Genomic DNA, 11,134 nt, shown 5'->3' with positions numbered 1-11,134 from the left:
GGTTGCTCTATGAACTGGATCATCGGTCCGCGCAGAAGGGGAGGGGAGAATTGGGAAGGGGACGAAATCCATTCCTGTGGAGTGCCTCTCATGCCCATCTCCCTCCATGCCCGCCGGCTCGTCACTGGTGTCATTGTAAGATTACGAAATCTGGCTGGCGACCAGCGCTGTGCCGCGCGGATCGAACGTTATCTTGAAAGGAGCGGTCCGCGCGAAATGGCCGAGCCAATCGGTGCGGGAGGCGGCGAGGCAGGCGCGCGGATAAGGCAAGCATTGGCGCAGATGCCACCGTTAACGCGGGCCGTACTCAAGGCAGTGGTCGGACGCAGGATGAGCGTCGCGCAGGTGTCACGTCGGTTCGGTATCAGCGAGGCGCGGGTCTGCTGGCATTTTCGCCGAGCGATCTCGATCGTGGCGGAGTGTCGAGAAATACGCTGAGCCCGTTCGCACATGCACCAACCCGGATCAGCATTTCAGGCGCGACCACGGCCTTCGCCTCCCACATCAATGGCACAGACTGGGACTTTGCGCTCGGTCCGCTTTGGAGCAGCGATGATAGGAGAGCGGACACTTCTGACTACGGGAATGGATCGCCGCATCTGCCTGACGAACAATGCGGCGGAAAGAGCGCTTTGAGGCATTGACCTTGGAAAAATCATGGCTCTTCGCTGGGTCAGACTGCGGCGGTTAGCGCACCGCCTTCGTGCTGAGCCTTATGGCCACGGCAAAGCGCAACGATATTGATCCGCAGGCTCGGCTAGCCGACGTCCTCCCGCGCATCGCCGACATCCCGCAGAACCGTCTTCACGAACTGCTTCCCTGGAACTGGCGCGCCACAGACGATCAACGCAAAGCCGCCTGATCCGCGGTTCTGACCGGAGCAATACAGAGCATTTCGAGCCAATCGGATATATATGCCCGGCAAACCGGGCCGGCGGAGTTATCACCTCTTGGACCTGATGCGTTGATGCGTCCTGAGCTCCGCCAGCTGCACGCGGCCCGCTTGCAGTTCGCGCCGCATCTGCTGGAAAACAGGTGCCACTCCATCGGGATCGCGGATGGTGATGACCAAGCTGAATGGAACGCCAGCTTTGGGAAAGCGCGTCTCCGCGCGCCGCGTTGCGGCAACTTCAACGCGCCACTGAGAACTCACGCCTTTTCCTGCATCGCCGAAGCGCGCGCGGTAGCGCTTCGTCGGCCACCATTTAAGGCCCTGGTTGATCAGTTCCCGCTCCGGCACGGTTTGGCCAGCCGTCTTTGGTAGAAACGATTGATGGAAACGATCCCGGAAGCTGGGTGAGCCGTCCTTTCGCGAGACGAGCTGGCGCTGCTGCAGCTTGGCATCCAGGTTCACGCGAACGAACTCGGCGCCATAGGCCCTGTCGATGGGTGGCTCGTAAACCAGCGTAGCGGTCGCCTCGCCCCGACAGGCTCCGGTCACCGGATCAACCAAGGCCTGCGGCCAGTTGAAATCGAAACGCAAGACCTTGGGACGAGCAGCATCGTCCGGAATGACGCTCTGAAACACAAGGGTGATCGAGTTGTCGTCGGTGACGAGCATTTCGCTCGTCTCGCACGGGACGCCGAAGCCCACGAATTGCCGCGCCAGCGTCGACATGTTCGGACCGACGAGGGCTGGGGGCGTCGTGCAATTATGAATCATCAACGCCCTGAGCGTGTGAGCGGGCAAATAGCCTTCGATCATGGTCTCAAGAGAGGCCAAGGTCTTCGATACGAGCGGCGCGGAAAAGCTGGTTCCACAATCGGACACCACCGTCCCGTCTGGCGCGATCGAGGATAGTTGGTGATTGGCGCCCGGTCCGGTGCCGTCGTTCCCGCCATAATGGGCAACGTCAGGCTTGCAGCCCACGCGCAGGCCAGGCCCGCGCCGCGTGTACGTCGTCGGCAAACCTTCCCGATGCGTCTCGCAGCCGGGCGGATTGATCGCGCCCACGGAAATACACTGGGTGCTCTCTGTGGGCTTGAAGATGGTATCGGGATCTGTCCGCGCCGCAAAATAGCGGACTGCTTCGCTTGGTCGTTTCGGCCAGGGCGCGCGCAGCGCGCCGCCGGGCAGGTTGCCCGCTGAATTGACGATTACGACGTCGTGTTTACCCGCAATCTGGTCCAGTCGCGCCGCGTAGTAGCTGTAATGGTCTGTTTCCACCGGCGAGACGGCATTGATGCTTAGGTTGACAACGCGAATTCCATGATCGCGTACCGCCTCGCCAATGGCCGTATCCATCTCTGCGAGAAAATCGTCGAAGCCGTTGCTATAGCTTGCGTGGAAGTCACCTTTGGGAAAGAGCGCCAAGTCCACCAGATCGCAACCATCCGCCTCAAGACCGGGCAGCGCCGGGTTCAGCGCTGCGGCTCCTACGATGAGAGCGCCGACGAACGTACCGTGCTCCTCGTCAACCTCAGCCTGGTCGAGGTAATCGTGGCGGGCCAGAACCCATGGGGCCAGGGCCGTGCTGATGCCCGAGTCCACCACCCCGACCCTTGGATACCGAATGCCCGGCGAGCGTACGGGCAAACTTGCGCTCGCGCCTGAAGGGACTGCGGAGCTGTGCGACAGCTCCACGCGCATGGGCAGAGAGATCCTGCGAACAGATGGATGCTGCACGAGGCGTCTGAGCGCTTCCTCATGGCGTGACAAGCTGGTGTCGAGCGTCGCGACGGCGGCATCGGGAGGGCGGGTCATTGAGAGAAGCGCAGGGCTACTCTGCGAAGTTAGTTTCAATGCAATCGGTGTTTCGCCGCCGGCCTCAGGCAAACGCCAGGCGACAACCCCATCGCCCAGGTCTTCGAGCAAGGCCTCGAGCGATCGAGACAGGCTCTGTTGCTGAGGCTCAACGCTTGCCAGTTGGGCAACGCGTCGCTCAGCGGAGCGCGGGTTTTCAAACAGTTCGAGCAGATAGTAGCCGCCGGTGCGATCGTCGGCGAGCCAAGACACGGCCGATTCCGCATCGAAGCGGCGTTTACTCAGCGGATCCGGAAAGGTTATCTCCTCCACAGCGCCAACCTCGGATCGGGCTGTGCTGGGGCGCGCCTCGCGCTTCCCGTCTTTTTCCACCCAGTTGGTATGAGGTTCGGCGTCCCGCACCACGTTGACCAGTCGGGCGAGCTGACCGGCTTCTGCAAAGTAGTAGATCTCACCGAGTCCGGAGGCACCGACGCTGGGAAATGCCTCCGGCTTGAAAAGGGCGCGCACGGGGCGGTGCGATTTCGCCAGCGCACGCTCCCTCAATTTTACCCGGACATAGCCTGCGCCCCCCGCTCCGGCGGCATTGAGCTGGGCCGATACGCGCGCGATGCTCGATGCCAGCTTGGCCTTGTGCTTCGCAAATTCGTCGTCCCGATTCGCGAAAAAATCTGTTGGTGGCCCGCCGGTACCCGGCTCCGGCGCGACGACATAATCGTTATCATTCAGGACGATCTGTACCGGATTATTAGCCATATCTGCTGCCGGTTATACCGGCTCCTCCTTCATCCATCGGCTGATCGTTCCTTGATCGCGTCCAAGCAGCTGGGCAACTGAGGCCTGCGTAAAGGAAGCCTGCGGGTTTCCAAGCAACGCCCTTGCTATCACGCGCGGATCCTCGCGCAGGGTTGCCAGTCTGGAGCGATCATCCAGGTTCGCGCTCGTTACGTGATAGCGCTGGAGCGCGGCGAGGACGTCATTGGCATCCAAGTGAGGGTCGCAATCGGCGGGCTTTTCAAGCACGAAATAGCGCTTGATGGCATGGGTCATCGTCCTGACATCTGCGCCGCTGGCACCATCAGAGGCCCAGGTCAGGAGGTGCAACGCGCTTTCCTGAATCGACATCGGTGCGAGGAATTCACAAATCAGCCGTTCTCTCGCGGTCGCCGGCGGCAGAGGCATTTCGATCTTCACCTCGAAACGCCGCCAGATGGCAGGGTCGAGCAGACTTGGATGGTTCGTGACCCCGATTGTCAGACCAAGCGGGCCACGCACGTCAAGGCATTGCAACAGCGTATTCACAACCCGCTTGATTTCGCCAACTTCCTGGGGGTCGTCGCGAAGTTTGGCCAACGCGTCGAACTCATCAAGAAGCAGAACGCATTTGTAGCGGTTTGCAAACTCAAAGAGCGTTCCGATATTTCTGGCCGTCGTTCCCAGCAGCGAACTCATTAATCCGTCAAGCCGCGCCAGCACTACCGGCAGGCCCAGTTGCGCAGCGATGTGCATGGCGGTAACCGTCTTTCCGGTGCCCGGAGCTCCGAAGATCAGGGCGGTATGCGTGGGGGATATTCCCAATTCGCGAAGTCGATCATAATCAGTCCACTCTCTAAGGACCGACCCTATTGCCAGTTCAAGCTCCCCAGTAAGCACTGGCGGAAGACTGGCTTGCACGGGCTCGAGAATGATCTGCGCCAGCGGCGCACCACTTTCCTTGTCAAATGGAGGGTTGGTCGATGGCGTCAGCTGTTCGCCCACCATGGCGCGCGACAGCTCGACACGGCTCGGCTGCAGGCTCGTCGATCGCTCACCCGCCGCAAGGAGGCCGGCAATCGCCGATGCACCTTCATCATCGCCAGCCTTAGTAAGGCGGTCGCGCAGCCGCTCGACCTGTTTACGGAACTTGTCATCTCCGCTTGCCAAACCAACACGGCACATTGACTGGATAACGCCCAAATGTTCCACGAAATCGCATATCCTTTAATATTTACGCATTTTATATTCGCTCACATGCATTATGCAAGGGCATAGACGCATATTTCTTAAGAATCGAAACTGATATCCTTTGTAGGGGCCCGAGGGCATGCGCTAGGTGTGCAGAGAGGTATGTGTCGAGCGCCCAGAGGCTGAACAGGCGCTTCTTTTTTCGGGCGCCTGTAGCACCCGGAGAATGAGGGAACTGAAGATGGCGAGCGACAGCCTTCGACGAAAGGTTTTCACGCCGCGCCTACAGGTGACGGCACCTCTTCACTTACCGCGGCTCCAAACCAAGCGTTCGCCCAACGGTCAGTCTTAAAGTCCAAAATAAGAAAGCTGACCGGCCGCGCCTAGAAGGGCTAAATTAGCTGTTGAAGGGCAACATTGGGTCGGAGTTTCACAAATCCGCATTCACGGAACTCGAGTTTCACAACCATGTTGCGTTTATTGCGAATATTCGCTATTGAATAATGCCATCTGCGGAGAAAACCGATGACCTTGCCAGCCAATGCCTTGCCTTTTGGCAACAGGTTGCCCTCTGCCGACGATCGGCAGATCGCTAACCAGCTTCGCCGGATCCTCGCCTCGCAGAAGGACGGTGCGGCCAAGCTGCGGGTGCCCGATCCGAAGACTAGGAAACCAGTCGAGATCACGCTGACTCCGGCGATGTCGGACCTGTTCCTGGAATTGCTACGTCACATCGGTAGTGGTGATGCCGTCACGCTGGTGCCAATCCAGCAGATGCTGACGACGCAGCAAGCAGCAGACCTGCTCAACATGTCGCGCCCGTACCTTATCAAGCTCATCGAGAAGGGCGATATCCCGCACAGCATGGTGGGGCGGCACCGGCGTCTTAAGGCTGAGGACGTATTCGCCTACAAAACTGCGCGCGACAAAATCCGATCGAAGGCGATGGACGAACTGATCGCAGACGGCGCAGACCTCTATTGATCTGACTCAACCATGTTCGCCAATCGATACATCGCTCTGGTTGATGCCTGCACACTGGTCAGCGCTCCGCGGCGTGACCTGCTCCTCACCTTGGCAGACGCGGAATTCTTTCGTGTGCGATGGTCGCAGCGCATCCTCGATGAAACGCGTTCTGCGCTGGACAAGATCTTTACCGAGCGCAAAATCGAGAGCGCGTCCGCGCGAGCGGGCCGATCAGTCGATGCCATGCATCGCGCGTTCCCCGAATCTCTGGTAGAGGCACATGCATCCGTCGGGGCCATGACATTCGGTCTGCCGGATCCCAAGGACGAGCATGTTCTGACAGCTGCGGTCCAGACCCAGGCACAAGCTGTCGTGACGGAAAACATCAGCGATTTTCCGGCAAGAATTCTCGCACCCCTAAACTTGGAAGCGCGAACTGCCGACGAGTTCATTGCCGATACCATCGCGCTCGACGAAGGCAAGGCGGTTGCAGCGATCCGAACTCTGCGCGTTCGGCTGAAGCGTCCCGAAATGTCGGCAGAAGATTACCTACGGTCGCTAGAGGCCCATGGGCTGTTCGTCACCGCTTCGATCCTGAGTGGCCACGCCGATTCCATCTGAAGGGTTTTCCCAGTGCGCCGCTAGGTTTGCTGACAGTCCGCTCCCAAGCATCGAAAATTGACGGTTGGATGGCGGAAATGGGTCGGTTTTGCCGGGGCCGAACGCCGGATCGTGGGACAGTGCTGCCGTTCCAAATTGATAGATCGGATGGCAGCTCCTGTCTGGAGCCGACATACATCGTTTGCCTGACTGGCATCACAGATCGGCAGAAAGTGGGCCGATTGTTGACCGTCCTCTTTTGGGGAGAAATCGGCTAAAGCTGCCGTCAAGCAGCTGACTCTTAATCAGCGGGTCCTAGGTTCGAGCCCTAAAGTGCGTCCACCACATTTCCCTTTTTCGTAAATCAGATACTGAGCTTGCGAGATCGGGCTATTGAGAGCATTTTTTTTGCTAAGCAGCTCTCTAGGTAGCAGAGCGCTAATTCGGCGCTGCAGTGCAGTGAACGGTTCATGGCCTGCGCTCTGTCGAACTGAGCTTGAGCGAGTAATCGGCTCACCTTCCCGCCAGCGGCGCACGCTGGGATGGCAGCTCGGAAACTCAGGCAGCGCGGTGTCGTGCTGACAGCTAGGCCGCCCGAGCGCCCGATGGACAAGAATGACGCCCTTGGCTGGATGCCCTGCCAGCTCGGATACGCCCCATAGACGGTAAGAACGGTCAGACGGTTATTCGTGGAGGCTAAGAGCAGATTGGGGCCAGGGGCGCGATAGGCCTGGTGCTCGAACCGTCAGTCGCGCAGCACCCGCTCGATAGCGGTGTCGACACTGGTCCGATCACCGCACCGCTGAGCGCCTACCGCCGATCCGGTTTGCGTTCTGTTCCTTCGAGCGATAATATCGTCATCTGACGCTAAAGCATCTCGAGTGGACGGCGGTCGCGTGGCCTGGGAAATTCCGCATCGAGTGTCGCAATGTCGGCGTCGGAGAGCACGATATCTGCGGCCGCGCGGTTCTCCCGCACATGTGCAATCGAACTCGCTTTCGGGATGGCGATGACGCCATCGTGCCGCAACGTCCAGGAGAGTGCCACTTGGGCAGGGGTTGCACCGACCTCGGCTGCGATCTTCTCGAGTGCGGGATGGCTTGAAAGTCGTCCCTGCTCGACGGGACTATACGCCATAACCGGTATGTTATGCTCGGCGAGCCACGGCAGCAGGTCCAATTCGGGGCCTCGCCGGACCAGATTGTAGAGGATCTGATCGGTCACGCAGCCATCCCCGACGGCAGCGATAAGCTCGTCCATATCGTCGGTATCGAGATTGCTGACACCCCAATGCCTGATTTTCCCCGCTGATTTGAGCGCCTCCAATGCCTCCACAGTCTCAGCGAGCGGCACCGATCCCCGCCAATGGAGCAGGTAGAGGTCCAGCCGGTCGGTGCCGAGCCGCTTCAGGCTCGCCTCGCATGCATCGGCAAGGCGGGAGCGCGATGCGTTCTGCGGATATGCCTTGCTGACGAGGAACAACTGGTCGCGAACGCTGCCCAGCGCCTCGGATATCAGCGTTTCCGCCGCACCATCGCCGTACATTTCGGCGGTATCGATGAGCGTCACGCCCAGTTCGACACCGGCGCGTAGCGTGGCGATCTCATCGGATCGGCGCTCGGCACGTTCGCCCATCTTCCAGGTGCCTTGACCCAGTGAAGGAACCACTTCCCCGCCGGGCAATGTCACGTGTTTCATGTGCTTTCGTCCTATGAGATGAGTTCGACTGTTCGGTCGGGGGGCAGATTGGCAGATGACCACCATGAAACGATCATATCGCGGCCGGCCATCGATCGAGCGCCATTTTGGCGATGGAGAGCAGTTCGTTGATCGTAGCGCCGTCGCGCGCCTGAACGGACATGCCTTCCATGACCGTATTGATGAATTTGCCTAGCACGGCCGGATCGGTGTTGGCCGCAAGCTCGCCCTGCGCGGCGCCGCGTTGCAGACGCTCGATCAGGAGGGCCTCCGCCGCGATCCGCTTGTCGCGCAGCAGGCATTCGATGGCGGCGGACGCCGGCGAAACGGCTGCCGCTGCCGAATACATGAAGCAGCCGGCCGGCGTTCCAGGTTCCGAGAATGATGACGCCGCTCGTTCCAGCAGGCCTTTGACGGCTTCGTAGGTGGACAACGCCGGATCGTTGATGGGTGCATAGAGGTGGACGCTGAACGTCGCGGCGTAACGTTCGATCACCGCCGCAAACAGCCCCGCCTTGTTGTCAAACGCTGCATAGAGACTGGCGGCGGCGACGCCAGTCTCCGCCACCAGATCGGCCATCGATGTCGCCTCGTAGCCGCGCTGCCAGAACAGCCGCACCGCCTTGTCGAGCGCAGCGTCAGTGTCGAACACACGAGGGCGACCTGCGCGGCGACGGGCTTTCGTCTCTGTCATCTCTGATGCACGATATGGAACGATCGATAAATAATATCTTGAAACGGGTGGTCCGCTCCCTTACAGAACGATCATTAAATAATCAAGGAGTCTCCAATGAGCCGCATCGTCCGTATCCACGAATATGGCGACGCCAGCGTCCTCAGGATTGAAGATGTGGCAGTCCCCGCTCCCGCGGCCGACGAAGTGCAGATCGCGGTGAAGGCGATAGGCATAAACCGCGCCGAGGTGATGTTCCGCAACCATGCCTACCTTCAGGAAGCCGAGTTCCCGAGCCGCCTTGGCTATGAGGCTGCCGGCACTGTCGTTACGGTCGGCGCCGACGTTACCGGGTTTGCGGAAGGCGAAGCCGTCAGCGTCATCCCCCCGCTCGATATCGCGCGTTGGGGCACCTATGGCGAGGTCGCCAACGTGCCCGCCCGCCTCGTCGTCAAGCATCCGGCGGCGCTGTCGTTCGAGGAAGCGGCGGCCGTGTGGATGCAGTATGTCACCGCCTGGGGTGCACTGGTGGAGCAGGCGAAACTCGGCGAGGGCGATTTCGTCATCGTCACAGCTGCCTCCAGCAGCGTCGGCCTTGCGGCCTTCCAGATTGCGCGGATGGTCGGCGCGACGGTAATCGCGACGACGCGTACCGGCGCCAAGCGCCAGGCCCTGATCGATGCCGGTGCGCATCATGTCGTCGCGACCGGGGAAGAGGACCTGGTAGCGAGGGTGATGGAGATAACCGATGGTCAGGGTGCGCGCGTGGTGCTCGATCCGGTCGGAGGCCCGTCGTTCGAGCCGCTGACCGAGAGCATGGCACGCGGCGGCATCCTGCTCGAATATGGCGCGCTCAGCGGCGAACCGACGCCGTTCCCGTTGTTCTCCGTGCTGGGCAAGAGCCTCACGCTCAAGGGGTATCTCTACAGCGAGATCGTCTCGGACGATGCCGCCCTCGATCGCGCCAAGGCGTTCATCGTGGCGGGTCTGGAATCGGGCGCGCTCAAGCCGCGGATCGCGCGCACTTTCCCGCTCGACGCCATCCAGGACGCTCACCGCTTCCTCGAATCGAACGACCAGATCGGCAAGGTCGTCGTTACGGTCTGACCGGCATACCGGGGGAGTGAGCGATCGCTCCCCCACGAATTTGCGCTGACGCAACGGCCTCGCACCAGCAATCAGTTTAACTCAACGAGGGTATCCCAACATGAAATCTCGCGCCGCTGTAGCCTTCGAGGCGGGCAAGCCACTCGAAATCGTCGAGATCGATGTCGCCCCACCCCGGAAAGGCGAAGTCCTCATACGGGTGACGCACACCGGTGTGTGCCACACCGACGCGTACACGCTGGCGGGGAGTGATCCGGAGGGTGTTTTCCCGGTGGTTCTGGGCCACGAGGGCGCGGGCATCGTTGTCGAGGTCGGTGAAGGCGTCACCAGCGTCGGGCCGGGCGATCACGTGATTCCACTCTATACCGCCGAGTGCGGCAAGTGCGACTTCTGCCTGTCGGGCAAGACCAACCTGTGCGTCGCTGTCCGCGAAACGCAGGGCAAGGGCTTGATGCCCGATGGGACCACCCGCTTTTCGTACAATGGTCAGCCCCTCTATCATTACATGGGCTGTTCAACCTTCAGTGAATATACTGTCGTCGCCGAAGTCTCGCTCGCCAAGATCAATCCCGAGGCAAACCCCGAACATGTCTGCCTGCTCGGCTGCGGCGTCACGACCGGCATCGGCGCAGTCCACAATACCGCCAAGGTCCAGCCCGGAGACTCGGTCGCCGTGTTCGGCCTCGGCGGCATCGGCCTCGCGGCGATTCAGGGTGCGCGCCAGGCGAAGGCGGGTCGCATCATCGCCATCGACACCAATCCGTCCAAGTTCGAGCTGGCACGCCAGTTCGGTGCGACCGATTGCATCAACCCCAAGGACCATGACAAGCCCATCCAGCAAGTGCTGATCGAGATGACGGGCTGGGGCATCGATCACACCTTCGAGTGCATCGGCAACGTCCACGTCATGCGCGCCGCGCTTGAATCAGCGCACCGTGGCTGGGGTCAGTCGATCGTGATTGGCGTTGCCGGCGCGGGCGAGGAAATCTCCACCCGCCCATTCCAGCTCGTCACTGGCCGCGTATGGAAGGGGTCCGCTTTCGGTGGCGTCAAGGGACGGACACAGCTCCCCGGCATGGTCGAGGACGCGATGAGAGGCGATATCGATCTGGCCCCATTCGTAACCCACACGATGGGTTTGGAAGACATCAACGAGGCCTTCGAACTGATGCACGAAGGCAAGTCGATCCGCACGGTCATTCACTACTGATCCGCCGATCCGAAGCGGCCGAGGCGCTCGGATCGACAACTCGGCCGTCATCATGGCCCGACCCCGGCCATGATGACGCGCGCTCTGGCAAATGGGCAACGCGTCGCGATGCGGTAAAAAGCGCCGAAGTGCGGTCGTTACATGCCGACAGCGGCACAAACCAGGGCCGCCTGGCCCGGGCGCTTACCAGCGGAGTGTGTGGCCTCGTCGCGCGACCCCACGGGAAAAATGG

Annotated in this window: 9 protein-coding genes and 1 pseudogene; 6 read left to right on the top strand and 4 right to left on the bottom strand. The window is 60.7% G+C overall.

The features are described from left to right. The first annotated feature begins 90 nt into the window (after positions 1-90). Complete coding sequence (locus SKA58_RS19645) at positions 91-438, top strand: sigma factor-like helix-turn-helix DNA-binding protein (protein ID WP_083784938.1); 348 nt, start codon at positions 91-93, stop codon at positions 436-438. A 150-nt stretch (positions 439-588) separates the two neighbouring features. Then, a pseudogene (locus tag SKA58_RS19640) lies at positions 589-862 on the top strand (transposase domain-containing protein); the annotation flags it as partial. Between the two features lie 81 nt (positions 863-943). Here SKA58_RS19640 and SKA58_RS17850 read toward each other — a convergent pair. Both SKA58_RS17850 and SKA58_RS17845 read right to left on the bottom strand, forming a co-directional pair. Beyond that, positions 944-3,460 (bottom strand): S8 family peptidase, encoded by a 2,517-nt coding sequence (locus SKA58_RS17850; RefSeq protein WP_009823896.1) that lies wholly within the window; start codon positions 3,458-3,460, stop codon positions 944-946. A gap of 12 nt (positions 3,461-3,472) precedes the next feature. After that, positions 3,473-4,669, bottom strand: coding sequence for an AAA family ATPase (locus SKA58_RS17845; protein ID WP_037543874.1), 1,197 nt, complete (start codon positions 4,667-4,669; stop codon positions 3,473-3,475). A 504-nt stretch (positions 4,670-5,173) separates the two neighbouring features. Between SKA58_RS17845 and SKA58_RS17840 the strand changes: the two genes are divergently transcribed. Together SKA58_RS17840 and SKA58_RS17835 are read left to right on the top strand one after the other, a co-directional pair. Further along, positions 5,174-5,632, top strand: a complete 459-nt coding sequence (locus tag SKA58_RS17840) for a helix-turn-helix domain-containing protein (RefSeq protein ID WP_009823894.1) — start codon at positions 5,174-5,176, stop codon at positions 5,630-5,632. Positions 5,633-5,644: 12 nt separating this feature from the next. Further along, on the top strand, positions 5,645-6,235 hold the full coding sequence (locus tag SKA58_RS17835; RefSeq protein ID WP_009823893.1) for a PIN domain-containing protein: 591 nt from the start codon (positions 5,645-5,647) through the stop codon (positions 6,233-6,235). An 846-nt stretch (positions 6,236-7,081) separates the two neighbouring features. On the opposite strand, the gene SKA58_RS17825 is transcribed toward SKA58_RS17835, so the two are convergent. Continuing rightward, positions 7,082-7,912 carry an aldo/keto reductase gene (locus SKA58_RS17825; RefSeq protein ID WP_037543873.1) on the bottom strand — a complete coding sequence of 277 codons (831 nt, stop codon included), beginning with the start codon at positions 7,910-7,912 and terminating at the stop codon, positions 7,082-7,084. Positions 7,913-7,985: 73 nt separating this feature from the next. Further along, positions 7,986-8,606 carry a TetR/AcrR family transcriptional regulator gene (locus SKA58_RS17820; RefSeq protein WP_009823891.1) on the bottom strand — a complete coding sequence of 207 codons (621 nt, stop codon included), beginning with the start codon at positions 8,604-8,606 and terminating at the stop codon, positions 7,986-7,988. A gap of 96 nt (positions 8,607-8,702) precedes the next feature. On the opposite strand from SKA58_RS17820, the gene SKA58_RS17815 reads away from it, so the two are divergent. Next, the gene (locus tag SKA58_RS17815) at positions 8,703-9,692 is read left to right on the top strand and encodes a zinc-dependent alcohol dehydrogenase family protein (RefSeq protein ID WP_009823890.1); all 990 of its coding nucleotides are present in this window, start codon (positions 8,703-8,705) and stop codon (positions 9,690-9,692) included. Positions 9,693-9,792: 100 nt separating this feature from the next. Further along, positions 9,793-10,902, top strand: a complete 1,110-nt coding sequence (locus SKA58_RS17810) for an S-(hydroxymethyl)glutathione dehydrogenase/class III alcohol dehydrogenase (protein WP_009823889.1) — start codon at positions 9,793-9,795, stop codon at positions 10,900-10,902. Positions 10,903-11,134: the final 232 nt, after the last annotated feature.

The organism is Sphingomonas sp. SKA58 (genome assembly GCF_000153545.1).
Lineage (GTDB): Bacteria > Pseudomonadota > Alphaproteobacteria > Sphingomonadales > Sphingomonadaceae > Sphingobium > Sphingobium soli.
Note: the sequence above shows the minus strand (reverse complement) of the source record. Positions and strands in the feature narration are given on the sequence as shown.

Bases quoted from the DNA above. Each gene is read 5' to 3' on its own strand.
- SKA58_RS17840 (WP_009823894.1), top strand. From the start codon at position 5,174: ATGACCTTGCCAGCCAATGCCTTGCCTTTTGGCAACAGGTTGCCCTCT.
- SKA58_RS17815 (WP_009823890.1), top strand. From the start codon at position 8,703: ATGAGCCGCATCGTCCGTATCCACGAATATGGCGACGCCAGCGTCCTC.
- SKA58_RS17810 (WP_009823889.1), top strand. From the start codon at position 9,793: ATGAAATCTCGCGCCGCTGTAGCCTTCGAGGCGGGCAAGCCACTCGAA.
- SKA58_RS17835 (WP_009823893.1), top strand. From the start codon at position 5,645: ATGTTCGCCAATCGATACATCGCTCTGGTTGATGCCTGCACACTGGTC.
- SKA58_RS17825 (WP_037543873.1), bottom strand. From the start codon at position 7,912: ATGAAACACGTGACATTGCCCGGCGGGGAAGTGGTTCCTTCACTGGGT.
- SKA58_RS19645 (WP_083784938.1), top strand. From the start codon at position 91: ATGCCCATCTCCCTCCATGCCCGCCGGCTCGTCACTGGTGTCATTGTA.
- SKA58_RS17820 (WP_009823891.1), bottom strand. From the start codon at position 8,606: ATGACAGAGACGAAAGCCCGTCGCCGCGCAGGTCGCCCTCGTGTGTTC.
- SKA58_RS17850 (WP_009823896.1), bottom strand. From the start codon at position 3,460: ATGGCTAATAATCCGGTACAGATCGTCCTGAATGATAACGATTATGTC.